Source organism: Agrobacterium sp. CMT1 (assembly GCF_037203725.1).
GTDB lineage: Bacteria > Pseudomonadota > Alphaproteobacteria > Rhizobiales > Rhizobiaceae > Agrobacterium > Agrobacterium pusense.
Genome location: NZ_JBBCAR010000021.1, coordinates 1 through 26,771 on the forward strand (window position 1 = coordinate 1; position 26,771 = coordinate 26,771).

Consider the following 26,771-nt stretch of genomic DNA (forward strand, 5'->3'; position numbering starts at 1 on the left):
CACTCGTTACGTGAACGTGTATGAACCGAATAGAGGTCCACGGGATGAGACGGACGGATCCTGCCTGCGTCACCAAAAGGCCTTTGGCGTCGATGACGTAAGCGGTTGTGATCATTGTGGATCCCACGCGAGGCATCACGACTTGCGTGGTAAAGCTGTACGAAGGAGGGTCGTCCGTCTGCAATCGAGGGCTCTCGTGCGTTCAAAATCAGAAAGCCGGGCTAACCCGGCTTTCATTACTCATCGGAACGGCCAGTAGCTGGTGGCGACCTGATACCATTGCTGTAGGTAGACCCAAGCGGTGCCGAGCGCTGCACCCACCACGAACACTACAACGAACAGTGCGACCGCAACAAAAATCGCTAGCACCTCAGGATTGCGATCACGCGCAAACTCGTCCGCCAATTTCTGCTCGTGGTACATGTGAAGCAGGCTTTTTCCGTTCATCTTACCGTTCCTGGTCGTCTCGATCGCGCTTGTCTTCGCGCTCCTGCCTCAGTTCATCAAGGCGGTTCAACTGCCTTGCCGGAGGCTCCGCCTGCGAGACTTCGCCTTCTCGGACCGCTGCCTTTTCTTCTACTACAGGACGCGCGTTCGGAGAAGTCTCAACCCCGACAGTCTTGTCATCAAGCTCCGGAACAACCTCGGCTTACCATCTGCGCCGGGCGACCAGTTCAAGACGCCATCGATGGCGGAATGACCAAAAGCCAATGTCGCGCCACTGAAGAGAAGAAATGGCGTAAAATACCGCATAATTTATAGGGTTTTCGGCCTGCTTTTAATCCCTGGAAATCGACCCTTGGAATGACTAGTCGGAAATCAACTCTGCGCGCTGGCCGGATTCGATATTTCCTATTTTGACAGGTTCGCAGTAAACCCCAAATTCGCGACCTGCTTTTCTCAATACCGTTCTAAGAATCTCCGGCTGTTCCGGCAGATCAGGCTGTGCGGCAAGGATCATTCCGCACCGTTTTGTGAGGTCTGTCACCTCGACCTCCGCCAGCCCGAAACTAATGACCTTACCGATCCATTGAAACTCAGCAAAACCTGTCACATTACTGGTTTCGAGCAGAATATTTGGCCGAAAGCGCAAACGGTCAACCGTACTATCCGATAACATTTGTTGAAGCTCAGCCAGTGACGAAGTGGTGACCAAGTGAAGTGCCGATCTCGAATATCGGTTCTCGACAGTGGGAAGAGAAGGAGCAAGCGGGTCCGCATCGATGAAACTTCCGATACCGACGTCGAACCCGAAATACTTCGAAAGTTCCAGTCGCAATTGAGGATCTTCAATATAGAAATTACACCCAGTTGGAAACGTGATCCGCACACCGCCATCATCAATGGCGCTGCGGAGGAAAAGTGCCGGCCGCCATCGAACGTCTTTTTCCGGCGCTGCGGCGATGCCGGATGCATTGTCGAACAGCGCAAAACGCCTGTCGCCGACGATGCCCGCTGGCTCTATTTCTGCGCATTTGCATCGTTCTCCACCAAGCGAGCTTACCGGGAAACGCCAGATCTCAGCGACTTTCCCGATAACGTGTTTTGAGCGAAAAGTGACCGTCATATCTATTCTGTCCGCTACGTCAGGCTGTGAGCAGCAAGTCGGCTGTCGTCGCCCGAATATCGTCGAGGATAGCCTGCGCGACCGCCTGCCCCAACTCCGCGGCGCTGGTGATACCTTGTACAAAGGGGTTCTTATGCAACAGGAATGGTATTGCCACGCAATAAAGCCGGTTGGATAACAAGCCGGTATCGCGTGGACGATAGCATTCGTCGACCTCGATACCACCGGTCCTCTTGAAGTTGTGGCCTGTCGTATCGGCTATTAATCCAGTCGAAGCCACGCGCGTGACAGCCGGTTTGACAGCTGCCTGCTTCACGAGCGAAGGAAACGGGAGGTCCCGTGCCGATAACGCCGTTTGGCCGGTCGCATCGATGAAACTTTCGAAGACTTCTTCCGAGCCGGCCGTGGTCACTCTGGCGCCCCGCGCAAGGCCACACGTGTCTATTGCGTAATCTTCTCCCAGCGCGATAATTTCCAACCTGCCAGCGTTTCGAAGCGCAAGCAAACGCTTGATCGAAAGGTGGGGTACGGTCGCATATTCATCGATGAATATACTTTTAAACGATCGGTTGAACCGCGCTAGGTCACGCGTGTCCAGGTGCGGGATTGCTCTGGCGATGATTTCATGTGTGATGAGTATGGCGTAGCGCCAAGGCACAGTGAATCGCTGCTCTGCGTTGCGTTCGACTTCGGCTAGGTTTGCTGCTGCCCAGACAAACGGATCCACTCCCGACCGGCGTGAGTAATATGCGTCAGCAAAAGTGTCCGCCGTCAGGCAATTTAGCCCTATTTCGGCTGCGTAGTCAGGATCGGCGGTCGCGATTTCCCGCTTGAAGAGCTCGAAAACCCTGTCGAGCAAACCGGCAGAGCCAATCTCGATTTCGCTATTGACAGCTTCCTGCGTGCAAACACTCGGTGTCCGGTAGGGAAGCGGGCAATAGAAATCCGCCTCCGGTAACAGTCCCTTGCGGGACATCATCACGGCTGTGAAGTTTTCGTGCCCGGCGGATGCGTGAAACCTCATTGTTCCCGTGTCGTCATAAACAAACGAGCCGCAGGATACCGCGACGGTCAAAAGCGCGTCGATACTGCTGAGCGACGTCCCAAGTATCCCAAGCCTTCCATAGCAGGAACTTTTGAGCGCGGAAGCGGGCCACGGAGACGCAAAGTAGCCTGGTTGCACTTCGGTCTTATCAGGCCAATTATGGCCCGTTGCCATCACGACGTGGTCATAGATCGCGTCGAACTTTCCGTCAGGGCTTTCGACGCAAATTCGGATATGGTCGACGTCGAGCGATATATCACTGACGCGGTGCCCGGGGCGGATATCGATCTGGTGACCTTTCTCGACTCCATAATCCACAAGCGCACTGAACTGCTCTTGAAAATAATCACCGAGAACCAACCTCGGGTAAAACGCACGCTCGCTGATGGCATCGCGTACAATGGCAAAACGGTTAAGATAATCGTCTTCCTGGCGAGATAGCCATTCCACCAGTGACAGCGGCAACGGCGGTATCTCGATGCTCGGAATGTTGGAAAGCATGACAGGATCATTTGAGCCGGGAAGATAGGGCGTTCCCTTCCCCGCCAGCATTTCTGCTTCAAAGACAGTAATACTCATTGGGGAAGGAGAATGAATAAGGCGCTGAAGGGAAAAGATTCCGGTCGGACCCGAACCAATAATGCAAATGCGACTGTTCATGCATACCATCTCCAACGCCACCCTTTGCAGCGCCGGTTTATAACGGTGTGCAGCGCGGACTGTTCCAGGGACTGCAAAATCACGTTCGATCGATGCGCTGTGACGCGGCGATTCTGCCAATGACGCTGGTGTGCGGATTCGTTAGGGATAGGATATCGCCCGTTCCATCTTGTCACTACGATATCAGAATACCAAATCATGACGGTTAACTCACTGCGGTTTTCATGACAGTCATAGCTTCCTACATCTACCGCCTTGGCCAGCGTGCCGAAGAACTCCCCTTGACTGGCCGACCGTTCCCCGAGAGGGACGGCGAGTTTGCCTGGATCGGTATTACCGAGCCGACCGTCGAGGAAATGGCGAGCCTGAAGTCGATGTTTGACCTGCATCCACTCGCCGTCGAAGACGCACTGAACGGGAGGCAGGTGCCGAAAGTTGAGGTGTACGGCAATCAGCTCTTCGTCATCATCAAGACCGCTCATCTTGAGGGCGACAAGATTGCCTATGGCGAAACCTGTATTTTCGTCGGACGGCACCATGTGATTTCGGTCCGGCACGGTTCGGCACGCTCCCACAAGGAATTGAGGGAGCATCTCGAACAGTCTCCGCAACTCCTCGAACATCGCCCGGACTATGTCCTGCACGGTATCATCGATTTCGTCGTCGACGGTTATCTGCCGATGGTCGAGACGCTGGAGGACAAGGTGCTTGAGATGGAAAAGCACATGCTGATTGCATTTCTCGAAAGGGAGCAGATCAGACGGCTTTTCCGCATGCGACGGCAGGTGATCCGCTTTCAGCGCATTCTAGGCCCGATGGAGGAGGTCGCTGGCAAGCTCGCCAATCTGGAGCTGCCCTGTATTGATGAGAACGCCAAAGCCTATTTTCGGGACGTGCTTGACCATGTACGGCGCGTCGAATTCATGATGTCAGGCTTGCGGGAAGTTATCACTTCCGTGTTCGAGGCCTCGAACCTGCTTGAACAGCAGCGCCAGGGTATGATCACCCGCCAGCTTGCAGCCTGGGCCGCGATCCTGGCTGTTCCAACGGCGATCGCCGGCATTTATGGAATGAACTTCGAGCACATGCCGGAACTGAAATCGGAATACGGCTATTATGTCGTGATCGCCGTAATCATCACCCTTTGCGCGATACTTTATTACCGGTTCAAGAAGACAGGATGGCTGTGATATATCGAGCAACCTTTACTCTCCATTCTGTGCAACGGCCCCAAATCACGGACAACGCTGAACCTGTTCAGGAGTTAAATTGGCTACCGGATTGATCGCATTGTTTGACGACGTGGCAGCGATAGCTAAGGCTGCCTCCGCGTCCCTCGACGACGTCGCAACCCAGACTGCCAAAGCCAGTGTGAAGGCGGCAGGTGTCGTGATCGACGACACCGCCGTCACGCCGGCCTACGTCGTCGGTCTGGCTCCCGCGCGTGAACTGCCGATCATTGGCAAAATTGCGCTTGGATCGCTTAAAAACAAGCTGATCTTCCTCCTGCCCATCGCTCTCGTCCTCGGATATTTCGCTCCCTGGCTCATCACACCGCTCCTGATGATCGGTGGCATATACTTGAGCTACGAAGGCGCGGAGAAGCTACATGAGGCATTTTTCGCTCATGCCCCGGAACACGGTCCGGACGACAACGCGGCGCTTGATGCAACAGATCTGGAAAACCGCAAGGTCGCAGGCGCGATTCGTACCGACTTTATCCTCTCGGCCGAGATCATGGCGCTGACACTCGCTGGTGTCTCCTCCTCCGGCATCTATACCCAGGCAGGGGTCCTGGCGGCGGTTGGCATCCTGCTCACCGCAGCCGTTTATGGCGTGGTCGCGCTCATCGTCAAAGCAGATGACGTCGGATTGCACCTGACGAAGTCCGGTGGACCCTTGTCAAGAACGGTCGGTGCCGGCCTGGTCAAAGGTGTACCGTTTCTTCTCAAGGCATTGGCAATCGTCGGAACGGCGGCGATGCTCTGGGTAGGCGGAAGCATTATCGTACACAGCCTCGCTGGGATCGGATGGCATCAGCCTGAACATCTGATCGAAACAGTCGCATCAAGGATAGAACAAACCCTGGTGATTGTCCCCTCCGTGACAAATTGGCTGGCCACCGCGTTTATTCAGGCGGTAATCGGTATAGCGACCGGCGGTGTCACGATCTTATTGCTGTCGATCTGGACGAAATTCACGCGTCGTATCGAACGACCCTAGTCACGTCTCCCGAACTTCTTGATCTATCCATGACGCTCGCCGAGCCACCTCCTCTCGGTGATCGTCGCGCGCGTTCTCGCCCTTTCCTGTCGATAATCGTGCAAAGCGAGCGCTCCACAAAAACTCGCGGGCAAGTTTTGACCTGAGACACGTTTAGCGCTCGGTGGTTTGATAGGTCAAAGTCTATATGCGCCGGTTGTCATTTAACCGCGCGCTAACTCTGGGAGCGGGTTTTCTCAAGCAGGGTGAACCGATCCCCGGCCGTACGTTTTGTTAGGTAGATGCGGAGGAGGAAACATGAAGCTCATAAAGATCGGATTCGGTTTGTTGCTGATCTGCGGTGCTCTTTATGTGGTGCTTGGGGAGCAGCTTAGCGGCGCGAGTGCGAATGCGTTCATAAATGCCCGTTTGACGACGATACGCGCTCCCATCGCTGGCAAAATTGAATTGATTTCCAGGCCGCTGGGCGCCCAGGTTGCGCAAGGCGATCCACTGGGCTCTCTTGAGGATCCTCTTGTTGACGGCATCCGTCTCCTTGATCTCGAACTTCAACAGGCCGATGCTCAGACCGAAATAAAAAGGCTCGAGACCGTCGTCACGTCTTTCGATGAATCGATTGATGAGTTGCAGACCCGCGCGGCTATCTATCGTGAGGAAAGAAAACGCCAGCTCGCGGCTCAGGCTCAGTCTGCCGACGCCTCGCGTGCTGCGTCCGAGGCACGTCTGAAATACGCGGAACTCAGCCGCGAGCGATCATCACGGCTAAGCGGTCAGGGCATTTCTACCGCACAGTCCCTTGAACAGGCCCAGTCACTTTCCGAGGTTTCCGCGCTGGAGGTCGCAAATGCAAAGGCTCAGGCCGCCGAAATCGTTGTGGCACAGAAGGCGGCCGAGCGGGGAGTATTCCTCGGAGACGGATTTAACGACGCCCCCTACTCCGAACAGAGGATTTCCGAGATCGACGTGCAGCGTCTGGAATTAAAAGCGCAACTTGAGGCGAAGAAACTGGCATTGGCTGCAATTTCCGATCGGCTGGCAAACGAGCGTCTTCGTGTAAACAGACTTTCTTCCTCAGATCTGGTGGCGAATGTGAATGGTGCGCTGTGGGAGTACCTCTCCGCTTCGGGCGAAACGGTCCAGCGCGGTCAGGACCTCATGCGCCTGATCGACTGCGACTCCGCAATTGTGACCTTATCCGTGTCGGAAAGCGTCTACAATTCCCTCAGGGTCGGCGCACCCGCGACCTTTCGCCTTAACCGAAGCCGTCAGGTTCTTCAGGGATCGGTAATCCGCCTTGCGGGTTCCGGCGCGGCTACGATCTATGAAAACATGGCAATAGCACCGAGTCAGCGCCACCTCCAAAGGTACGACGTGGCACTTGATGTGCCGGCTCTGCGGGACGACCCCGACCTTCGGTGCCTCGCAGGGCGCACGGGCAGGGTGTTTTTCGAAACGCGCGCTTTTGACTGGCTGCGAGGACTATGGAGATAGGACTTGGACAGTTTTCTCTATCTTAGCGAACTTCAGTCGAGCTTCGCTCATCTGGCTCTGGCCTTCGGGTGCGCACTCGTCCTGCCATACCTCCTGAACAATCGTAACTGGACCCACAGGACGTTCCTTTTCGCAATCGGAATGGCTTTAGCGGTGCGATATATCTGGTGGCGAGGAACCCAGACCCTGGCCCCGCCCGGCTTCACGCTGGACTGTCTGTTCAGTTGGTCATTCTTTGCTCTGGAAGCATTATCTGTTCTCTCGTCGCTGAGCGCATTTACAATCCTGACCAGAACCACCGATCGGTCCCCTGAAGTCGAGGAGAATAAATCCTGGTGGCAACCGGATCCGCCTCCAAAAGTCGCGATTCTGATCGCCACATACAACGAGGAGCAAGCCGTTCTGGAACGGACGGTCGTCGGGGCAAAGGCCAGCGATCATCCGGACGTCCAGGTTCTTGTGCTGGATGACGGGCGCCGTGACTGGCTGCGTGACTTCTGCGAGGAGCACGACGTTCGATACCTTCGCAGGCCAGATAACAAGGGCTCGAAAGCCGGCAACATCAATCATGCCCTGGGCGTTCTTGCGCAAGACGATCAACCGCCAGACTTCATAGCCGTGCTGGACGCGGACTTCGTTCCTCACACGGATTTTGTCTCGCGCGCACTTGCGCTTTTCCACGACCAGGAGGTCGGACTGGTTCAAACACCCCAGCACTTCTTCAATCCGGATCCTATCCAGCATAATCTCGGGCTCAGCCGATCGTATCCCGACGAGCAGCGCTTTTTCTTTGACCATTTACAACCAAGCCGCGACGGGTGGGGCATCGCATTCTGCTGCGGCACGTCGTCGGTGATCAGATGGAGGGCAGTGCAGGCCTCCGGTGGGTTCCCGACAGACAGCATCACGGAAGATTTCATGCTGACGCTTCAGTTGCAGGAGCACGGCTATCGGACGGTCTATCTGAACGAAGCGTTGACCGAGGGCCTTGCTCCGGAGGGGTTGAAGGAATACGTCACTCAGCGAGCGCGATGGTGCCTGGGGCTCATGCAGATTGCCCGGGGAAGGCTGGGTCCCTTCTCGCGGAACAATTTGCGGCTGCGGGACCGCTGGAGTGTCGTTGACTCGGTATTTTTCTGGCTCACCACCTTCACATTCCGCATCGCCTCCATGACCTTTCCTCTCTTTTACTGGTTTTTCAACATCACGGTGGTCAACGCATCTGTCTCCGATGTCATCAGCTATTTCGGGGCGTATATGGTCTGGATCCTGTTCGTGTTGAACTTCATCTCGTCCGGAATGGTGATCCCCATCGTCAATGACGTCAGCCAGTTGCTTGGTGCGCTCCCCATATCGAGAGCCGCCATTGTGGGGCTTGTGAAGCCGAAAGGTCATCCTTTCAGTGTTACGGCAAAGGGAGGAGACCGAACCAAAGTCGTTGTCCAATGGCGTCTTATGCGCCCCTTCCTCCTTTTGACGTTTCTGACCGTCGCCGGGGTCCTGATAGGTCTGGTCTCTGACCGTTTCGCGTTCAATGACGCAGGAGACGGGAAGGTCGTTATCCTGTTCTGGACTGTTTACAATCTGGTGATCCTTGCCGTAACGCTGCTGGTCTGTGTCGAATTGCCACGACGTGAGAAACACTATGCGGACCGTCCCGAGCGGGTCGTAATATCCCTCGGCGGTGCGCTGAAGCGCGTCTGGATGACGGACCTGACGCAGGAAACGGCCCGTCTCAGAGGGGTAGACGCGCCTATAGCTACCCAGATCATCATGAAACTCAAAGAAATCGGAGATTTCACCGCCACGGTGCTGAATCGGACCGACGACGGCCTGGTCGTTGCGCTGGGGTTGGATGAAACACAGTACCAGCTCTTGCTGAAAAGACTTTACGCTGGAGGGAGCGTACCAAGTGTCACGTCAACACGGCTATCGGCGATCATCAAGGATGCCACCACCCGTTTTGCCCGCCAGTAGTGGTCCAGCTTACTTAACCGCCGTCCTGCCGGTCTGCACTTGCCTGCAAGCGAGAAATTGCCGAGCCGATTGTCGCTAGTTCGGAAGTTCTCCTGCTCTCGTAGGGATATACGTTCTGTCCATCCGCAACGGCTTTGGCATTGACGGCGAGGTGATGGAACGGCCGGATAAACGAGACAATGAACAATGACATGAGGAGCAGAAGGAGCAGGGTCAGAAGAGACAAACTAATAAAAAGACCGCTGGAGAAGCTACTGGCCGCATTGCTGAATGCGTTCGCATCGATCCTCGCGACAATGGACCAACCGAACCTCGGTAGGCTTTGGTAGCTGGCCTCGGGAAGCGTGGCTACGAAGTAATTCTTGCCATCAGGCCATAACTCGAGGCTCACGCCGGCGGCACCTGTCCTTGCTCTTCGAAAGCTTGGCAGATCCAGGTTTGAAGGGCTCTCGTTCGTGGACGATATAACAGCCCTGCCCTCGGGATTGACTATGAGGACGTCGACGTCCAGGGCATCACTCAGCTCACGAATGTAGGCTTTTGCCCACTCCAGATTGAGATGAAGCCCAAGAACTCCTGTTACTGACTGACCAACACCGGTTACAGGGGCTGCCAGGTCGAGGAACCGTAACGGCTCCCCACTTTCGGGAGCAGGAAGTTTAGCCGCAAGAAGAACCGCTTCGTGCGCATCCCCGGCGAAGTTGCCCTGAAGTCCCCTCTGAAACCACGGACGGGATGACACGTCGGCGCCGACCAACAGACCGTTTGACGCGACACGGACTTTGCCGTCATTTCCGGCATAACCTGCCCACGACACAACCCGTCCGCTTCCCACGAGCGTTGAAAGATCGTCCTGGATCTCTTCAGGCTGGCTCACCGCAAGCGACCTTCCCAGCGTTTCGAGGTTTGTCCATTCTCGATAAAGGGAAGCGGCGAAGGCTGTTTGAACGCCCCGTACCCTGGTTTCCACGGCAGTACGCAGACTTGCCTCCTGGAAACTGAGCATTCGATCGTCAATCACCTTGAACACAATCGCGGCACCGACGAGGATACAGGCAAACATGAAGCCCGCCGTGACCGCACTCAACGATGGCAGGCGACTTTTTGGTTCATTGGACATGGACACCCGCGCGTTTTGTCGTGTCAACCTCGACCGAAACTAGATAACGGCCGGCGGGCGAGCAATCTGCCGATTATCAGGGGTTGTTTTTTCGGCGTGAGGTCGCGAATTCGGATCTGCCAGGCATCGCGACCAACCTCGTTCCTGCACGGAGCCAATGTGACGAGCTTGGAAGGCTTGCATCCCATTGGTGTTGAGACGAACGAAGCATTTCGCCAAAAGCAGGTCGTGTTTTGCGATAACAGGGCGAGGAACAAGCGGGGGAGCAGAGTTACCTGGCTCCGCCCGCCGCGGAGTGCGACGGTTGATCAGCAGTTTACGTTATACGACTGTCGGTCAGGCCAGAAACCCGCGTGACCGGGCAGCGTCGAGACGGGATCAGGGGTCGAGAGCAGCGCGCGAGCAGCATTCGGCGACAAGGGCCGTGCGAGTAGAAAGCCCTGCAGATGATGGCAACCGAGGCTCTCCAGAGCATCGCGCTGCTCCGTTGTCTCAACACCCTCAGCCGTAATCTTCAACCCCTTGGCCCGCGCGACATTGATCATGGCAGTGACGAGGGCCCTGTTGTCGCTTCTGTGGATTTCCTCGATGAATGATCTGTCAATCTTGATGCGATCCACCTCAATCTTTTGAACCCGCGAGAATGACGAATATCCTGTTCCGAAATCATCAATCGCAAATCTGACTCCGGCTGCGCGCAGGGCCGCAATGGTCCGTTCCGATCGGCCGTCCTCTCCGGTAGCTGCGCTTTCCGTTATTTCGATTTCCAGGCGGTTAGCCGAAACCTTCCATTTTTCGAGCGCAGCAATCACGTTCAGCGGATAGGCCGGCGAACACAGTTCCAGCAAGGAGGCGTTGAGCGCGATGTCGATGTCGGGAAAGTGCGCCAGCATGGAACAGGCGTCTTCTAGCACAATGGCTCCGATTTCGTGGATCAAACCGCACTCTTCGGCCAGCGGAATAAACTCTCCGGGGCTTACGTATCCAAGTGTGGGGTGGTTCCATCGGGCCAGCGCCTCGAGGGAACAGAGCATCCCGTCCCGTGCTGAGAAGACTGGCTGATAGAATATCTCTATCTCCGCGCGGCCGTTGACCGCCTTCCGCAGGTCAGCTTCCATAGCCCTTCTCTTGCGAAGCAACTCGTCCATGTGCTCGCCGAATATTGCGTAAGTATTCCTGCCAGCTGCTTTGGCGTGATACAGTGCGATGTCGGCCTGACGTATCGCCTCGTTTGCATCAAAGGCGCCGTTCTTTACGGCCACTCCGACGCTGGCACCAATTGTGACTTGCGTCTCCTCGATCTCGAAAGGCAATCGAAGGTCGTCCACAATGGCTTTTGCAACATGCTCGGGCTTTAGCAAATCGTTCGATGTGACAAGGACGGTAAATTCATCACCACCGATCCGCGCAACAAGACTGTCGGGCAAAAGGCTCGTGAGCCGTGCCCCGACAAGTGATATCAATCTATCGCCTGCAGGATGTCCAAGTGAATCGTTCACCTCCTTGAACCTGTCGAGATCGATGAACAGCACGGCGTGTGCCTCGTCTTCCCTCGCATTTTGCGCGGCGGTCGCAACTCTCGCATTGAATTCCGATCGATTGGCAAGGCCGGTTAGAATGTCGTGTGCCGCCTGATACTGCAACTGCTCCTGGTTCGCCTTCAATCGGTTCGACCGTCTCCAGAGGGCGTTTCCGCCGACGCTCGCTGCACTGAATATGGCAAAAAAAGCAAATGCGATCGCGGGAATGGTAGCTTCAAGGACTTGCTGGCCGGGCCTGAACGGCTGCCATTCGAAGTAGCCAACGACCTGTCCGGATGTTGAATGCAACGCAAGATAAGAAAAACGCGGGTCCGTTGGCTGATGAAGGGCAAATCGAAGATTTTCGAACTGGTATTCCTGCCCCACCGTTGCTGCGAGATCTCCGTCCAGAAATCGGACCGCAACATGCAGATTTTCTCGCCCCGGTTGCTGCTCGATATCACCCGTGTCGGAAACGATCGGTTTTATGCTTACGATCGCCGGACGTGAGCCAACGTAGACGATGTCGGCTTCTCCTATGGAGAGCACCTTGCTACTCGTTCCGTCCTGATCGCCTGCGATAAGGCGTTCCTTCAGCTTCGTCGCTAACGGGAGATAGGCGGTCCGCAAACCATCGGCGGTGGACGCGTCATTGTGATCGACAAGAAATTGATAGATCGGATCAAGGTCCGCTGTCAGCACGATTGCTGCATCGTGTCCGAAATAGGTATTCATCCATACGCCGAGATTGGTTTCCATCCAGTCTGGATTACGGGCAAGGGAGTTCGTGACGGCGTCATCCCAGACAGTGGCGCTTTCCTGATCATGAGCAATCGATGACTTGAGTTTCGATACCGTCAGGGCGACCACGTCACGCTGCCTTGCAACTGCGATACCGTCGCTTGCGATCGCCGCAAAATAGAGTGACAAGAGAAGCAGCCCGCAGATGGCGAATGACGCCATGACGGGCAGGCTAAATCTCCAAAACCATTTCGACTGCAGAAGGGTTTGCATCGTTTCATATCCGCCTGTGTTTCGTCCAGACTACGTGAACGAAACTTAAAGCGGCTGGAACCAACATGGTTAAGTCCGGTCGAAATCGCTTTCGTACGGTGCCGCACAAAACGGTTTCGAAAGAGGGATTGCGCTGTCACGGAGCGACCTGGCAATCTCTCCACCGACATGGTTGTAACGATGGTATTTTCATTCCGCAGGAGTAACACCCGGTGCCGGTCCGCTTCCAACTTGGCTTACGATGGCAACCTCTTGGCTTGCCGGCGCTCAGCCCGACTGCAAAGTTGCCAGACGCGATGAGGCACCAAAATAACAGAAAATTTGGGCGACTGGTCAAAACGGTGGAGCACCGTCGCTTCACGGGCGTGCGCATTTTGAGGTTCGTTATTTGAAGTTCGGGCACGCGCTGCGTCCGCTTCTCCTACCCCTGGCTCTGCAGTGGCAATTTTACCTGATGATTTCGTCTCGGTTGCGCTTCCTGGCGATTTGGCCATATTTGTCGGCTCAATAGTCACGGGGAAAGAAAAAATGTCGATAAATGCTAGGTCTCGGGTCGCGGTGGTGATGGCTGCGCTTCTCTTGGGGGCGAGCTCTGCGCTTGCAGAAACAGTGTTACACCGCGGTAATGCCGGCGAACCACAGACGCTCGATCAGGCACAGACCTCCATCAACATCGAGGCCTTCATCGTCAAGGATCTCTATGAAGGTCTGACCATCTATGACGCGACCGGCAAGATCATTCCGGGCACGGCCGAAAGCTGGACGCTGTCTGACGATGGTACCGTTTACACGTTCAAACTGCGCGCCGATGCGAAGTGGTCGGACGGTACACCCGTGACGGCGGAAGATTTTGTCTTCTCTTATAAGCGCGTCGAAGACCCGAAGACCGCAGCGAAATACGCCAATATTCTCTACCCGATCAAGAACGCCGAAAAGATCAACAAGGGCGAAACGCCTGTTGACCAGCTTGGCGTCAAGGCGGTGGATGACAAGACCCTGGAGATCACGCTCGAGCGGCCGACGCCGTTCTTCCTTGAACTGCTCGCCCATCAAACGGCTCTGCCCATTTCCAAGGCGAGTTACGAAAAGAACGGCGCGGATTTCGTGAAACCGGGCGTGATGGTGTCGAACGGCGCCTACAAACTCGAAGCTCATGTTCCGAACGACAGCCTCACTGTGGTCAAGAACACCAATTTCTGGGACGCTGCCAATACCAAGATCGACAAGGTGATCTTCTACCCGGTTGACGACCAGGCCGCCTCCGTTCGCCGTTTCGAGGCGAAGGAAATGGACCTCGCCTACAATTTTTCAGCTGACCAGATCGACCGTCTGCGCAAATCCTATGGCGACCAGGTGCACGTTTCACCGACGCTCGCGACCTACTACTACACCTTCGATACGCGCGAAGCGCCATATGACGACGTCCGCGTGCGCCGGGCGCTATCCATGGCTGTCGACCGCGAATTCCTCGCCAAGGAAATCTACAGCGGCTCGCAGGTTCCGGCCTATTCGATGGTTCCACCCGGCATGGATTCCTACGGTGAGCCCGCCAAGGCCGACTTTGCAACCCTGTCGCAGCTTGATCGCGAAGACGAAGCTCTAAAGCTCATGAAGGAGGCGGGTTACGGTGAAGGCGGCAAGCCTTTATCCATCGAAATCCGGTACAATACCAACCCCAACCACGAACGCGTTGCGACCGCCATTGCCGACATGTGGAAAAACACCTTCGGCGCCAAGGTCTCCCTCGTGAACCTCGACGTTGCCTCGCACTACGGCTACCTCCAGGAAGGCGGCAGGTTCAATGTGGCGCGTGCTGGCTGGGTCGCTGACTATGCGGATGCGGAAAACTTCCTTGCGCTCTCCATCTCGTCCAACAAGACCTTCAATTACTCGAAGTTCAACAACGCCGAGTATGATGCATTGCTGAAGAAGTCCTATGAGGAAAAGGATCCGGCAGCTCGCTCCAAGCTGCTGCACGAGGCCGAAGCAATCCTCATGAAGGAACAGCCGGTAGCGCCGCTTCTGACGCAGGCCGATCTTTGGCTAGTGTCCAACCGCGTCAAGGGTTGGGTGGACAACGCTGCCAATCAACACCTCAGCCGCTTCCTGAGCGTTTCCGAATAAGCAGCACTGGCACGGTGGCCCCGCCACCGTGCCATGCCGGAGCCCAAAAACATGATCTCGTTTATTCTGCGCCGTTTGGCGAGCGCCGTGCCGACGTTGTTTATCGTCGTCACGATCTCGTTTTTCCTGATGCGTTTTGCGCCCGGTGGTCCGTTCAATCTCGAACGTCCTCTCCCCCCGCAGACCATGGAAAATCTGATGAGAACCTATCATCTGGATGAGCCACTATGGCGCCAGTATCTCATCTATCTCGGCAATGCCGTCACCGGCGATTTTGGCCCAAGCTACATCTATAAGGACAACACCGTCGCGCAGCTGATCGGCAAGGGCCTACCCTATTCGCTCGAACTGGGTTGTTATGCTCTGTTGCTGGCTCTGGTGGGCGGCGTGCTCGCCGGCACGCTCGCAGCACTCAGGCAAAACAGCGCTTTCGATTTCTCGATCATGTCAATCTCGACAGTGGGCGTCACCGTCCCGAACTTCGTCGTGGCCCCTGTTCTCACGCTTGTATTTGCCGTGCTGCTCGGGCTTCTTCCGGCAGGCAGCTGGGGTGACGGGTCGCTACGCTACCTCATTCTTCCGATGATCGCACTTGCGCTGCCGCAGCTTGCGGTCATTGCCCGGCTGACGCGCGGTGCCATGATCGAGGCACTGCGAATGGACCACATCCGCACGGCCAAGGCCTATGGCCTTCCCGCGCGCAGCGTCGTCGTTTTCCACGCCATGCGCGCGGCAATGCTGCCGGTCGTTTCCTATCTCGCTCCCTGCGCCGCCGCGCTTTTGACTGGCTCGGCAGTCATCGAAACGATCTTCACCATTCCCGGTGTCGGCCGCTACTTCGTTCTCGGCGCCATCAATCGTGACTATACGCTGGTGATGGGCACCGTTGTTCTCGTCGCCATTTTCGTCATCCTGTTCAATCTAGTCGTCGATATTCTCTACGGCCTTCTTGATCCGAGGGTCAGACATGACTGATAGCCCCGGCACTAACCCTCATTCGCAACAAATCAAAAGCCGCAGCCTGTTCCAGCTGGCAGCCCTGCGTTTCAGACGCAACAAGGCGGCCATGGCGGGTTCCGTCATGTTGCTCCTTATCACTCTGTTCTCGTTCGTCGGGCCTCATTTCCTGGCACATACCTATGATCAGGTGTTTTCCTCCTATGTCTCGGTGGCGCCCAGTCTCGAGCCACGCCCGGATGTGAATAACCTTCAGGACGTGATGGAGGGTGTTGCGAGCCGGGCCCGCGTCGAGCTGAAGGAATTTGCCGTTGAAGGCCAGACTTTCACGGCGACCATCGCCTCCAGCAGCGCAATCGATCCGCGCGCAACACGCTACTTCGACCGTGCAAATGAATTCAAAAATACCAGGGTGACTGCGACCGAAGACGACGGACGCACGCTGAAGCTGGAAGGCGACGTCAACCGCGAATACTTTTTCTTCGGTACAGATTCCAACGGCCGCGACATGCTTGCGCGCGTCATGCTTGGCGGTCAGATTTCGATTGCGGTCGGTGTCCTGGCGAGCCTCGTTTCCTTGGGAATTGGCGTGGTCTACGGTGCAACAGCGGGCTATATCGGCGGGCGCGTCGACAACGTGATGATGCGCTTCGTCGAAATCCTCTATTCACTGCCGTTCGTCTTCCTGGTTGTGGTTCTGGTCGTCTTTTTTGGCCGCAGCTTCATCCTGATCTTCCTCGTCATCGGCGCAGTGGAATGGCTGGACATGGCGCGCATCGTGCGTGGCCAGACACTCGCCTTGAAACGACGGGAGTTTGTCAGTGCGGCGCAGGCTCTGGGACTAAGCGACTGGCAGATTATCCGCCGTCATATCATCCCCAATACAATCGGACCCGTGGTCGTTTTCGTTACGGTCGTCGTGCCCAAAGTCATTCTTCTGGAAAGCTTCCTATCCTTCCTCGGGCTCGGCGTTCAGGCGCCGTTGACAAGTTGGGGAGCGCTGATTTCCGAAGGTGCCAACAATATCCAGTCCGCCCCGTGGCTTCTGATATTCCCGGCGATCTTTTTCGTGCTGACCCTGTTTTCGCTGAATTTCGTCGGCGATGGGTTGCGTGATGCACTCGATCCCAAGGATCGTTGACATGAAGACGACAACTGACACCATTCTTTCCGTTCGCGACCTCAAGGTCGATTTCACCACGCCGGATGGCACTGTCCATGCCGTCAAGGGCATCGACCTTGACGTTAAACAGGGCGAAACGCTCGCAGTCGTCGGCGAGTCCGGTTCGGGCAAAAGCCAGACAATGATGGGCATCATGGGGTTGCTTGCATCCAATGGCGCCATCAGCGGCTCGGCGAAATATCGCGGAAAGGAACTTCTTGGACTGCCTGTCGGCGAGCTGAACAAAATCCGTGGCGCGAAAGTCACCATGATCTTCCAGGAGCCGATGACCTCGCTCGATCCTCTCTACCGGATCGGTGCGCAGATCGCCGAGCCGATCATTCACCACCGCGGTGGCAGTAAAAAGGAGGCGCGCGCACGCGTTCTCGAACTGCTGAGGCTCGTCGGAATTCCGGAGCCCGAGCGGCGTATAGACAGCTATCCTCACGAGCTTTCCGGTGGTCAGCGCCAGCGCGTCATGATCGCCATGGCGCTCGCGAACGAGCCGGACATCCTGATTGCGGATGAGCCGACCACCGCCCTCGACGTTACGATCCAGGCCCAGATCCTTGATCTTTTGAAGTCGCTGCAGCAGCGTTTCGGGATGGCGATCGTGCTGATCACGCATGATCTCGGTGTCGTCCGCCACTTTGCCGATCGCGTCGCGGTCATGCGACGGGGGGAAATCGTGGAGGCTGGGACAACGGAGGATATCTTCGAGCGCCCGAAGGCGGATTATACCCGGATGCTTCTCGATGCCGAGCCCCGAGGGAACAAGCCTGCAGTCAGCCGAGAGGCTCCGATCGTGCTTTCCGGCCAGACCGTAACGATCGATTACACAATTCCGGGCGGCTTCCTGTCGAAATCGAGCAAGTTCCGGGCCGTTGATGGCGTGAACGTCAATCTTCATCAGGGACAGACGATCGGCATTGTTGGCGAATCCGGGTCAGGCAAATCCACGCTCGGTCGCGCTCTGCTGCGCCTGATCCAGGCCGATGGCCGGATTTTCTTCGGAAAACAGGAAATCACCGGGCTTGATCGAAAGGCCATGCGGCCGCTACGGCGGCATCTCCAACTGGTGTTCCAGGACCCCTATGGTTCGCTTTCGCCGCGACAGACAGTAGGCGAGATCATCACCGAGGGGCTCTTCGTCCACGACCAGAACCTCAACCGTACGGAACGGGACAGGCGCGCAATCGAGGCGCTGAAGGAAGTGGGCCTCGATCCCGCCGCCCGCAACCGCTACCCCCACGAATTTTCCGGGGGGCAACGCCAACGTATCGCCATTGCCCGCGCCATTATTCTCAAACCAGAGGTCATCATTCTTGACGAACCCACGTCGGCGCTGGACCGGTCCGTTCAGGGCCAGGTTATCGACCTCCTGCGTGATCTACAGAAGGCCCACGGCCTTTCCTATATCTTCATCAGCCACGACCTGTCCGTCATCAAGGCCATTTCGGATTACGTCATCGTCATGAGAAACGGAAAGATTGTCGAGGAGGGAGAGACAAACGCCATCTTCAACCGGCCTTCGGCTGAGTACACTAGAACACTTATCAAATCAGCTTTTTCGCCCGCCGTCGTGCCGTAGATAAAAAAAGGAGCGCACGCAGACCGCAGCGCCGTAGTCCCGCCCGCGCGAAACCAGTTGCTTTTGGGCAGGTGCTCATCAGGCTATGACGTCCGGCGCGGGTGGCACAGTGCAACATATCGGGGTTAGCACCTCCTTAGTCGCTCAATTGTGAGGCTCGCGACTTGTCAGAGCCTTGCCGACCGTTGAGAGGTCGATGCGCTCGTTGCGCGCGTCATTGCAACCGGTATTGAACGCCGGGCACTATCGAGGGTGCTGATTTCGCACAAACCTCAGGGCGCCTCGCCATTGCGGACGTGCGAGCTGACGACCACGCGTCATCCCTTAGGAGCACAGGAGCCCGTTATTACCCGCCTGCCGCTGGTTATCATTTTTTTGCTCGCTCTTCGAATGTTCGATGACGTGGAAATGCCAGGAAAGACCGGCAATCGGACCATGCAAACTTCCGCCCTCATCAGCCGTTGAACGCCCTCGACCGACTAAAGACGATCGTCTTCCCACTCGATGATCGATCGTAAGTATTGCCTGACATAAACTGGCTTCACCCAAGCACCGGATTGATCTATCCTGTTAGCAGACATGACAGTCGATTTGCATCCGGACGGCGAGGGTCGCCAAGGCAATGTCCGGCCGCGACGATCTCGCCAAGCGGGCGCGAAAGGTCGATGATCCGCTGAAATTGGTCATCGTGCGCGACATGTGGCTGACGGGCTTCGATGCGCCCTGCATGCACACGATGTATATCGACAAGCCGATGCGCGGTCATGGGTTGATCCAGGCGATCGCCCGCGTCAACCGTGTCTTCAAGGAGAAGCCAGACGGCCTCGTGGTCGATTACATCGGCATCGCCACCAACCTGAAGAAGGCGCTCGCGCAGTATTCCCAATCCGATCGAGACAAGACAGGGATTGATGAAGAGGAAGCCGTCGCCGTCCTCCTGGAGAAATACGAGATCGTCCGGGGCATGTTCACCGGGCATGACTACAGCCTTGGGTGTCACGGGCAAGCCTATCGAGCGGCTGAAGGCGCTGGCAGACGGCATCGACTGGATCTTGAAGTGGCAGCAGGCGGAAGCAGCAAAAGTCGAAAGCCCAGAGGTCAAGAAGCAGGCGCATCGCCGATATCAGGATGCGGTTTTGGAGCTGAGCAAGGCCTATGCCCTTGCCTCCGCCAGCGATGCGGCAACGGAAATTCGTGATGAGGTGTGCTTCTTCCAGGCCGTTCGCGCCGCTCTGGTGAAAACCACGGCTACCGGCAAGATGTCCGACAAGGCCAAATCAATGGCGGTGGAGCAGCTTCTCAACCAGGCCGTAGCCAACGCCGAGATCGTAGACATCCTGAAGGCTGCGGGGCGGCAGTCGCCCGACATCTCTGTTCTCTCTGACCAGTTCCTGATGGACGTCCAGAAGATGGAAAAGAAGAACCTCGCGCTGGAAGCTCTGAAGAAGCTTCTGAACGGGGAGATCAAGAGCCAGTCCAAAACCAACGTCGTTCAGTCCAAGACCTTCTCTCGACGCCTTGCGGAGGCGGTGGCCCGGTATCATGCCAATGCGATTTCGACGGTCGAAATGATTCAGGAACTGATCGCGCTGGCGAAGGAGATCCAAACGGCGACCGCACGTGGTGATGAGCTTGGTCTCTCTCCGGAGGAGATCGCCTTTTATGACGCGCTTGCTGGCAATGAGACGGCCGTCGAGGTCATGGGTAGCGAACAGTTGCGTGTGATCGCCCACGAACTGGCGCATCCTAGTGAAACCCATCCTCAAGAAGTTTGGATATCCGCCAGACCTGGAGCAGGAGGCCATACAAATGGTGCTCGCACAGGCAGAGCTACTTTTGCATGAGATAAGTCGAGGCTGAAGAAAACGCCACTGCACTCTTTGGTCAACCAAGAGCGCAAAGCGAACTTTTTCGAGGCCTAGGCACGAAGACTTTACCCACGGTGCGACGTTCGCGACACTTATCTAACAGCCAAGCCAACGATGATGATCCTCACACAACAATTATGTGGGTCACTTTGTGAGGCGAAGGCGCAAATTAACTACAACACATTGATAAAATTACGCTTTTTTGCATCAATGGCGGAGAGGGTGGGATTCGAACCCACGATACCCTTGCAGGTATGCCGCATTTCGAGTGCGGTGCATTCGACCACTCTGCCACCTCTCCGCATGCGCGAACGCTTGCGTTGCGCGCTCCTCTTAAACATCAATGGCCGGGCTGACAAGCGGAATTTCGCGTTTGTGTCACAAATTATTCGTCTTGAACGAGCTCACGGAATGGGGTTGGAGTTTGATTGTTTTTGCCGATATTTACTGATGACACGCCTCGGATTTTGCCAGGCGCGTGTGATTGATTGATCGGGTTTACAGGCGCTGATAGCGCCGGAGGATGTCAATGATCCGGTCATCCTGATCAGGATCCGGCAGGAGCGCCGGCTGTCGGCTGGCGCCGACGGAAGGGTCCTGGAGATAAAGCGAACGTTTTACCATGGCCGGCGCGAAACCGAGGGCATAAAGATCGGTGCGGAAAGCCGCATAAATGGCCTGCTGGCGTTCGGCTTCGGCGATGTCGCCGGCGTTGAAAGCATCAAGAATGCCGGCGAGGACGTCCGGAAGTGCGTTGCCGAGACCGGAAATGCAGCCTGCCGCACCGTTCTGCAGCGACCACAGAACGAGATGGTCCGGGCCGGAATAGACCTCGAAGCCGGGCACATCCTTCGCCACCCGAAGATAGGCTTCGAGCGTCTGCTGTGCACCGCCGGAATCCTTGATGCCGGCGATATTGCCGTGAGTGGCGAGTTTGCGGGCGGTTTCCGGTTCTATGTGGTTCTGGGTGCGGGCGGGAATGTCATAGAGATAGACCGGCGTGTCGACAGCGTCGGCCACCGTCGAGAAATGGCGGATCAGGCCATCCTGCGTACAGGCGATGAAGAAGGGCGTGATGACGGCGATGCCGTCGACACCAATACGGTCGAAGGATCTCGCGAGCTGCAGGGTTTCGAAGGTGGCCGGCATGCCGGCATTCACGATGACCCTGGCGCGGCCGGCCACCTCATCCACCACCTCCTCCGTCAGCCGGATCTTTTCATCATACGTCAGCGCGGTAAAATCGCCGTTGGTACCGGCGCACATGATGTTGTTGCCGGCGGCTACCTGGCGGCGCACCTGCGCACGCGTCGCCTCATAATTGATGGTTTCGTCTTCATTAAAACAGGTGACGAGCGCAACGAAGGCTTGTTTGCTCATGAAAGAACTCCGCTTGAATTTCCGGTGGCCTGGACAGGCGATGCAGCCTTATGTCCGGACTCCCTATCGGGGTCGGGGTCGAGACTGGCTGAAAGGAGCGCGCGCGTGTAAGCCTCGCCCGGCGCTTCGAAAATCTGGCGGACGGTGCCGAATTCCACCACCTCCCCGCGCTGCATGACCATGACGTGATCGGCAAAATCCCGCACCACCGGCAGGTCGTGAGCGATGAAGATAAAAGAGAGGCCCATTTCGCGGCGCAGCTTGTCCAGCAGCGCAATAACCTGCGCCTGAACCGAAACGTCGAGTGCAGAAACCGCTTCGTCGCAGATGATCAGCTTCGGCTCCAGCGCCAGCGCCCGGGCAATGGCGATGCGCTGCCGCTGGCCGCCGGAAAACTGATGCGGATACCGGCGCATATGATCCGGTGAAAGACCCACCTGCTGCAGCAATTCGGCAACCCGTTCGCGCCATTTCGCCCTCGGCACTATGTCCGGATGGATGACCCAGGCTTCGGAAATCAGCTGGAACACCGTCATGCGGGGATTGAGCGACTGGGTAGGGTCCTGAAACACCATTTGCAGATCGCGCCGAAGCGCATAAAGCTCCGCTGGCGACAGCCTGAACAGGTCGCGCCCCTTCCAGACGGCGCTGCCGGCATCCGGCTCATCGAGCCGCAGCAGGATGCGGGCGAGCGTCGACTTGCCGGAACCGCTTTCGCCGACGACGGCGATGGTTTCTCCGGCCATCAGGTCGAAAGAGACACCTTTCAACGCCTCGAAGGCGCCGTAACGCTTGCGCACATTGCGCACGCTGAGCAATGGCTCACCCGTTGCGTTCGGCTCATGCATCTCGCCCCGGCCGGGGGCGGCGTTGATCAGCTTGCGGGTGTAGGGGTGCTGCGGATTGCTGTAAACCTCGCGAACTGTGCCGGCCTCTACCAGAACGCCCTTCTCCATCACCACGACCCGGTCGGCAATTTCGGCGACTACGCCGAGATCATGGGTAATGATGAGCACTGCCATGCCCGTTTCCCGCTGCAGTTCCCTGAGCAGCGAAAGCACTTCCGCCTGCACCGTCACGTCGAGCGCGGTGGTGGGTTCATCGGCGATCAGAAGATCGGGGCGCAACGCCAGCGCCATGGCGATCATCACGCGCTGGCGCTGGCCGCCGGAAAATTCATGCGGATATTTCGTCAGCGCCCTGTCAGGATCGGGAATGCCCACACGCGCTATAAGCCGCCTCGCTTCCGCTTCTGCCGCGGCCTTGCCCATGCCATGCGTGGTCATTGCCTCCCGGATCTGCCAGCCAACAGTGTAAACCGGGTTGAGATGGCTGAGCGGATCCTGAAAGATCATGGCGATGCGCCGGCCATTGATCTCGCGGCGCGCCTCGGTCGGCATGGTCAGCAGGTCCTTGCCGTCGAGCAATATTTCTCCACCGCCGATTCGGCCGGGCGGCATGTCGATGAGGTTCATGATGGCCGACGAGGATACCGACTTGCCGGAACCGCTTTCGCCAAGGATCGCCAGCGTCTCACCTCGGTCGATATGGTAGGAGACATCCTTCACCGCATGCACGACACCGCTTACGGTGTGGAATTCCACGGAAAGATTGCGCACCTCGAGAAGATGGTCAGCCATTTTTACGGCCCTTCATTTCCAGCCGCCAACGCTGCACCGGGTCGAGCGCGATGCGCAGCCAGTTGGACAGCAGGTTGAGCGACAGGGTGGTGAGAATGATGGCGAGCCCCGGCCAGAAGGACAGCCACCAGGCATTGGTGAGATATTGCCGCCCCTGCGAAATCATCAGGCCCCAGGTGATTTCCGGAGGCTGAATGCCGATGCCGAGGAAGGACAGCGCGCTTTCCGCGAGCATGACATAAGCGAAATCAAGCGTTGCCAAGGTCGTCAGTGTCGGCAGCACCACGGGCAGGATGTGGCGGAAGAGGATGCGTTTTCCCGAAGCGCCCATGACCCTTGCCGCCTGCACGAACATCCGTTCGCGCACCTCCAGCACCTCCGCCCGGGTGGTGCGGATATAAACGGGAATCCGTGTGATGGCGAGTACCAGCATCAGGTTGAGGATGGAGGAGCCCAGTAGATAAAGCACGATGACCGCAATCAGCAGCGATGGAAAGGACATGATCACATCCGCAAGCCGCATGATGATCTGGCCGGTGCGGCTGGAGGAAAAACCGGCGATGAGGCCGAGTACAGTTCCGGTGACGGCGGAGAGAAAAACCGCGCCGGCGGCGATCATCATCGTGTTTTGTGTGGCGGCGACGATGCGCGCGAGAAGCGGGCGGCCGAGTGCATCCGCCCCCAGCCAGAAATACCACTCGCGCTGCCAGTCGAACGGTGCCAGGTTGCGCCCGCGCAGGTTCTGTTTTGTCGCGAGATCGCCGAGCCAGGCCGGGCCGACAAAAGCGAGAATGACGACAATGACGAGAAAGATGGCCGCGCAGAGCGCAAACTTGTCCGCCCACAACATGCGCAGCATGCGGGTTGCGAAAGACGGTTCATCGATGATCTCAGTATCGGCGTTCATAAGGCTCATGGCTGGACGACCTCCTCAGTGCCGGATGCGCGGATCGAGCAGCGCATAGGCGATATCGATCAGAAGGTTCATCAGGAAGATGGCCAACGCCGTGACGAGGATGGCGGCCAGAACGACATTGAAATCCCGCTGAAGGATGGAATCGATCATCAGCTTGCCGACACCAGGGAAACCAAAGATGGTTTCAACCACGACGGCGCCGTTGAGAAGGCTCGCCGCCTGATCGCCGATAACGGTGATCACGGGCAACATGGCGTTGCGCAAGGCGTGGATGAAGATGATCGGACCCGATTTCACACCCTTGGCGCGCGCCGTTTTGACATAGGCCGAGGACAGAGCGCCGATCATCGCGCCGCGCACCACCTGCACGATAATGCCGAAGGGGCGCACAAACAGAACCGCGATAGGTAATATCCAGTGCAGCACGGACCCTGTGCCCGACGTGGGAAGCCAGGCCAGGTTGACGGAAAAAACCACGATCGCGACGATCGCCAGCCAGAAATCCGGCACGGATGCCCCGATGAGTGAGATACTCGAAGCGACGCGGTCAAAAAAGCCGCCGGAACGGAACGCCGCGAGCGAGCCGATGATGATGGCCGCCGTGGTGACCAGCGACATGGTGATAACGGCAAGCCAAAGCGTCCAGACGAAAGCCTCCAGCACCACATCCAGCGCCGGGCGCGCCTTTCGGAGAGATTCACCCAGGTCACCCGTCATCACATCGCCGGCATAGCGCAGAAACTGCACCATCAGCGGGTCGTTCAAACCGTGCAAGGCGCGAAACTGCTGCTTCAATTCCTCGGACGCTTCCACCGGCAGAAACAGCGCCGCAGGGTCCCCCGTCAGACGGGACAGGAAGAAAACCATCACGATGAGGCCGATCAGGGAGATCAGGCTCGCAAAGGAACGTTTTCGGATGAAGCTCAGCATTGTTGCCTCCGGTTTTTCAATGCGGCGGCGAAGCTTCCGCCGCGCCGCCGCTTCTTCATTGACAGGACACGGGACCTTATTTGATGCCGATTTCCGAAAGCTGCAGCATCGAGTTGGTGGCAATGGTCGGCTTGAAGTCCAACCGCTCGGAGACACGGGAGAAACCGACCATGTGGAACAGCAACACATCCGCTACCACGTCATCATGCAGATAAGCGATGAGTTCGGACCAGAGCTTGGCGCGCTCGTCACCCACGGCTGCGGAGGCGCGTTCGATCAGATCATCCACCTTCTTGTCAGAAAAGCCGGACTGGGTACCCTTGGTGGCATATTTGAAGAACATCGTGAAGGACGGGTCGCCCTTGGAATTGTCATGCATGGCGGCGACGATCTGCGGTCCACGGCCTTCCTTGAATGGCTTCGAATAATAGCTTTCGTGCTCGGCCACTTCCACGAATTTCAGGTCGATCTTGAAGCCGACTTCCTGCAATTGCTGCTGGATCGCTTCCATGATCTCGGTAACGTTCGGGAAATTCGCCGTGCGCGCGATGATGGTGATCGGTGTATCCACCTTTACGCCGGCGGCCTTTGCCTCTTCGAGCAGCTTTTTTGCACCCTCAGGGTCATAGGGGAAGACCTTGACGTCGGGATTCCAGCCGAGCGTGGTCGGCGGAACCAGCGCCGTCGCCAGGACCGCTCCTTCGGGAACCAGCGTGCCGAGAAATGCCTGCCTGTCGATGGCAAGGTTGAGCGCGCGGCGCACCCTGACATCGTTCAGCGGCGCGATATTATGATCGAGGCGCATATAGACCGTTTCACTGTCGAGATAGGAAAAATCGGTCTTAGGATTTGTCGCGTCTAGCTGTGAAATGGAGGGGGAGAGATCGGCCTCGCCAGTCTGCACCATGGCGGCCCGCACCGAGGGATCGGCGCGAAAGAGATAGGTCGCTTCCGTGACCTGCGGCTTCTTGCCCCAATAATCATCACGCGACGTCAGTACGATCTGCTGGCCGGGAGTCCAGTTGGTCAGCTTGTAGGGCCCGGTGCCGACAGGCTCGCGGATGAATTCCATCTTGGTTTCTTCGGGAACGATGGTCACGAGCGACATCAGCAGCGGCAGGATCGGCTGGGCCGGATCCGTCTTGAAATCGATCGTATGGTCGTCGACAACCGTCGGCGTCACCGTCATGCCGCCGAAATAGCGACGGGACTCGCAGGCGTTCTTGTCGCTCATGATGCGCTCGAAGCTGTGCTTCACATCCTTGGCGTCAAAATCCGTACCGTCGGAAAATTTCACGCCCTGACGCAGGTGGAAGCGCCAGCTGCCATCCGAGTTCTGCTCCCATTTTTCAGCAAGGCGCGGCTGAACGCCGTTCTTGCCGCGCACATCAAGCTCGGTCAGGGTCTCACTGACATTTTCCATAATGATACGGCCAATGTTGGAGCGCGTGGCCATGCAGGGCTCAAGCAGGTCCGCTTCTTCCGCCAGCACGATCTTGATCGGCCCCGAAGCTGCAAACGCCGGCGAGCCGGCGGCGCTGAGGGAACCCAAAACAAGGGCGCCCGCAATCAATGACTTCTTCATT

General features: G+C 57.1%; 18 protein-coding genes, 1 tRNA gene and 2 pseudogenes. 10 read left to right on the forward strand and 11 right to left on the reverse strand.

Features of this window, described 5'->3' with window-relative positions; genetic code table 11:
• Nucleotides 1-240 precede the first annotated feature (240 nt).
• The 3 genes from WA845_RS24650 to WA845_RS24660 form a co-directional block, all read right to left on the reverse strand.
• Nucleotides 241-447: a hypothetical protein gene (locus WA845_RS24650; RefSeq protein WP_112555276.1), complete on the reverse strand. Its 207-nt coding sequence runs from the start codon at nucleotides 445-447 to the stop codon at nucleotides 241-243.
• A gap of 361 nt (nucleotides 448-808) precedes the next feature.
• Nucleotides 809-1,567: an MOSC domain-containing protein gene (locus tag WA845_RS24655; RefSeq protein ID WP_113344267.1), complete on the reverse strand. Its 759-nt coding sequence runs from the start codon at nucleotides 1,565-1,567 to the stop codon at nucleotides 809-811.
• A gap of 19 nt (nucleotides 1,568-1,586) precedes the next feature.
• Nucleotides 1,587-3,272, reverse strand: a complete 1,686-nt coding sequence (locus tag WA845_RS24660; RefSeq protein ID WP_112555272.1) for an FAD/NAD(P)-binding protein — start codon at nucleotides 3,270-3,272, stop codon at nucleotides 1,587-1,589.
• Nucleotides 3,273-3,496: 224 nt separating this feature from the next.
• On the opposite strand from WA845_RS24660, the gene WA845_RS24665 reads away from it, so the two are divergent.
• The 4 genes from WA845_RS24665 to WA845_RS24680 all read left to right on the forward strand — a co-directional run bounded on the left by WA845_RS24665 (nucleotide 3,497) and on the right by WA845_RS24680 (nucleotide 8,963).
• Nucleotides 3,497-4,462: a CorA family divalent cation transporter gene (locus WA845_RS24665; protein WP_112555270.1), complete on the forward strand. Its 966-nt coding sequence runs from the start codon at nucleotides 3,497-3,499 to the stop codon at nucleotides 4,460-4,462.
• Between the two features lie 79 nt (nucleotides 4,463-4,541).
• Nucleotides 4,542-5,495, forward strand: coding sequence for a DUF808 domain-containing protein (locus tag WA845_RS24670; RefSeq protein ID WP_037090478.1), 954 nt, complete (start codon nucleotides 4,542-4,544; stop codon nucleotides 5,493-5,495).
• Between the two features lie 297 nt (nucleotides 5,496-5,792).
• Complete coding sequence (locus WA845_RS24675) at nucleotides 5,793-6,986, forward strand: HlyD family secretion protein (RefSeq protein ID WP_004437388.1); 1,194 nt, start codon at nucleotides 5,793-5,795, stop codon at nucleotides 6,984-6,986.
• A gap of 3 nt (nucleotides 6,987-6,989) precedes the next feature.
• Complete coding sequence (locus WA845_RS24680; RefSeq protein ID WP_112555268.1) at nucleotides 6,990-8,963, forward strand: glycosyltransferase; 1,974 nt, start codon at nucleotides 6,990-6,992, stop codon at nucleotides 8,961-8,963.
• Between the two features lie 13 nt (nucleotides 8,964-8,976).
• Here WA845_RS24680 and WA845_RS24685 read toward each other — a convergent pair whose 3' ends face one another.
• Nucleotides 8,977-10,083 (reverse strand): cache domain-containing protein, encoded by a 1,107-nt coding sequence (locus WA845_RS24685; protein WP_112555266.1) that lies wholly within the window; start codon nucleotides 10,081-10,083, stop codon nucleotides 8,977-8,979.
• Between the two features lie 308 nt (nucleotides 10,084-10,391).
• Entirely contained in the window at nucleotides 10,392-12,617 is a 2,226-nt protein-coding gene (locus tag WA845_RS24690) for a putative bifunctional diguanylate cyclase/phosphodiesterase (protein ID WP_112555264.1), read from the reverse strand.
• Between the two features lie 528 nt (nucleotides 12,618-13,145).
• Here WA845_RS24690 and WA845_RS24695 point away from each other — a divergent pair.
• From WA845_RS24695 to WA845_RS24715, 6 genes and pseudogenes are all read left to right on the forward strand, one after another.
• On the forward strand, nucleotides 13,146-14,741 hold the full coding sequence (locus WA845_RS24695) for a peptide ABC transporter substrate-binding protein (protein WP_112555263.1): 1,596 nt from the start codon (nucleotides 13,146-13,148) through the stop codon (nucleotides 14,739-14,741).
• A gap of 51 nt (nucleotides 14,742-14,792) precedes the next feature.
• A complete protein-coding gene (gene oppB, locus WA845_RS24700) occupies nucleotides 14,793-15,716 on the forward strand; it encodes an oligopeptide ABC transporter permease OppB (protein WP_004437372.1) in 924 nt (307 codons plus the stop codon).
• Nucleotides 15,709-16,839, forward strand: a complete 1,131-nt coding sequence (locus tag WA845_RS24705; protein WP_112555261.1) for an ABC transporter permease — start codon at nucleotides 15,709-15,711, stop codon at nucleotides 16,837-16,839. Before oppB ends, WA845_RS24705 begins: the two co-directional genes overlap by 8 nt.
• Before the next feature lies 1 nt (nucleotide 16,840).
• Nucleotides 16,841-18,451 carry an ABC transporter ATP-binding protein gene (locus WA845_RS24710; protein ID WP_162719221.1) on the forward strand — a complete coding sequence of 537 codons (1,611 nt, stop codon included), beginning with the start codon at nucleotides 16,841-16,843 and terminating at the stop codon, nucleotides 18,449-18,451.
• Nucleotides 18,452-19,073: 622 nt separating this feature from the next.
• Nucleotides 19,074-19,229, forward strand: a pseudogene (locus tag WA845_RS25335) (type I restriction enzyme subunit R domain-containing protein); the annotation flags it as partial.
• Between the two features lie 199 nt (nucleotides 19,230-19,428).
• Nucleotides 19,429-20,311: pseudogene (locus WA845_RS24715) on the forward strand (DUF3387 domain-containing protein).
• Between the two features lie 219 nt (nucleotides 20,312-20,530).
• Here the strand turns inward: WA845_RS24715 and WA845_RS24720 are convergent.
• The 6 genes from WA845_RS24720 to WA845_RS24745 all read right to left on the reverse strand — a co-directional run bounded on the left by WA845_RS24720 (nucleotide 20,531) and on the right by WA845_RS24745 (nucleotide 26,770).
• Nucleotides 20,531-20,620 (reverse strand) — tRNA-Ser (locus WA845_RS24720).
• Between the two features lie 197 nt (nucleotides 20,621-20,817).
• Nucleotides 20,818-21,699, reverse strand: coding sequence for a dihydrodipicolinate synthase family protein (locus WA845_RS24725; RefSeq protein ID WP_112555229.1), 882 nt, complete (start codon nucleotides 21,697-21,699; stop codon nucleotides 20,818-20,820).
• A complete protein-coding gene (locus WA845_RS24730; protein ID WP_112555227.1) occupies nucleotides 21,696-23,339 on the reverse strand; it encodes an ABC transporter ATP-binding protein in 1,644 nt (547 codons plus the stop codon). The genes WA845_RS24725 and WA845_RS24730 overlap by 4 nt, the downstream gene beginning before the upstream one ends.
• Complete coding sequence (locus WA845_RS24735) at nucleotides 23,332-24,255, reverse strand: ABC transporter permease (protein WP_022563330.1); 924 nt, start codon at nucleotides 24,253-24,255, stop codon at nucleotides 23,332-23,334. The genes WA845_RS24730 and WA845_RS24735 overlap by 8 nt, the downstream gene beginning before the upstream one ends.
• A 15-nt stretch (nucleotides 24,256-24,270) precedes the next feature.
• On the reverse strand, nucleotides 24,271-25,185 hold the full coding sequence (locus WA845_RS24740) for an ABC transporter permease (RefSeq protein ID WP_044459550.1): 915 nt from the start codon (nucleotides 25,183-25,185) through the stop codon (nucleotides 24,271-24,273).
• A 76-nt stretch (nucleotides 25,186-25,261) separates the two neighbouring features.
• On the reverse strand, nucleotides 25,262-26,770 hold the full coding sequence (locus WA845_RS24745; protein WP_112555225.1) for an ABC transporter substrate-binding protein: 1,509 nt from the start codon (nucleotides 26,768-26,770) through the stop codon (nucleotides 25,262-25,264).
• Nucleotide 26,771 lies beyond the last annotated feature (1 nt).

Excerpts from the sequence above, each read along its gene's own strand:
- WA845_RS24745 (WP_112555225.1), bottom strand. The coding sequence starts at position 26,770 with ATGAAGAAGTCATTGATTGCGGGCGCCCTTGTTTTGGGTTCCCTCAGC.
- WA845_RS24735 (WP_022563330.1), bottom strand. The coding sequence starts at position 24,255 with ATGAGCCTTATGAACGCCGATACTGAGATCATCGATGAACCGTCTTTC.
- WA845_RS24685 (WP_112555266.1), bottom strand. The coding sequence starts at position 10,083 with ATGTCCAATGAACCAAAAAGTCGCCTGCCATCGTTGAGTGCGGTCACG.
- WA845_RS24725 (WP_112555229.1), bottom strand. The coding sequence starts at position 21,699 with ATGAGCAAACAAGCCTTCGTTGCGCTCGTCACCTGTTTTAATGAAGAC.
- WA845_RS24710 (WP_162719221.1), top strand. The coding sequence starts at position 16,841 with ATGAAGACGACAACTGACACCATTCTTTCCGTTCGCGACCTCAAGGTC.
- WA845_RS24665 (WP_112555270.1), top strand. The coding sequence starts at position 3,497 with ATGACAGTCATAGCTTCCTACATCTACCGCCTTGGCCAGCGTGCCGAA.
- WA845_RS24730 (WP_112555227.1), bottom strand. The coding sequence starts at position 23,339 with ATGGCTGACCATCTTCTCGAGGTGCGCAATCTTTCCGTGGAATTCCAC.
- WA845_RS24705 (WP_112555261.1), top strand. The coding sequence starts at position 15,709 with ATGACTGATAGCCCCGGCACTAACCCTCATTCGCAACAAATCAAAAGC.
- WA845_RS24660 (WP_112555272.1), bottom strand. The coding sequence starts at position 3,272 with ATGAACAGTCGCATTTGCATTATTGGTTCGGGTCCGACCGGAATCTTT.
- WA845_RS24690 (WP_112555264.1), bottom strand. The coding sequence starts at position 12,617 with ATGCAAACCCTTCTGCAGTCGAAATGGTTTTGGAGATTTAGCCTGCCC.
- WA845_RS24740 (WP_044459550.1), bottom strand. The coding sequence starts at position 25,185 with ATGCTGAGCTTCATCCGAAAACGTTCCTTTGCGAGCCTGATCTCCCTG.
- WA845_RS24650 (WP_112555276.1), bottom strand. The coding sequence starts at position 447 with ATGAACGGAAAAAGCCTGCTTCACATGTACCACGAGCAGAAATTGGCG.
- WA845_RS24655 (WP_113344267.1), bottom strand. The coding sequence starts at position 1,567 with ATGACGGTCACTTTTCGCTCAAAACACGTTATCGGGAAAGTCGCTGAG.
- WA845_RS24695 (WP_112555263.1), top strand. The coding sequence starts at position 13,146 with ATGTCGATAAATGCTAGGTCTCGGGTCGCGGTGGTGATGGCTGCGCTT.
- oppB (WP_004437372.1), top strand. The coding sequence starts at position 14,793 with ATGATCTCGTTTATTCTGCGCCGTTTGGCGAGCGCCGTGCCGACGTTG.
- WA845_RS24675 (WP_004437388.1), top strand. The coding sequence starts at position 5,793 with ATGAAGCTCATAAAGATCGGATTCGGTTTGTTGCTGATCTGCGGTGCT.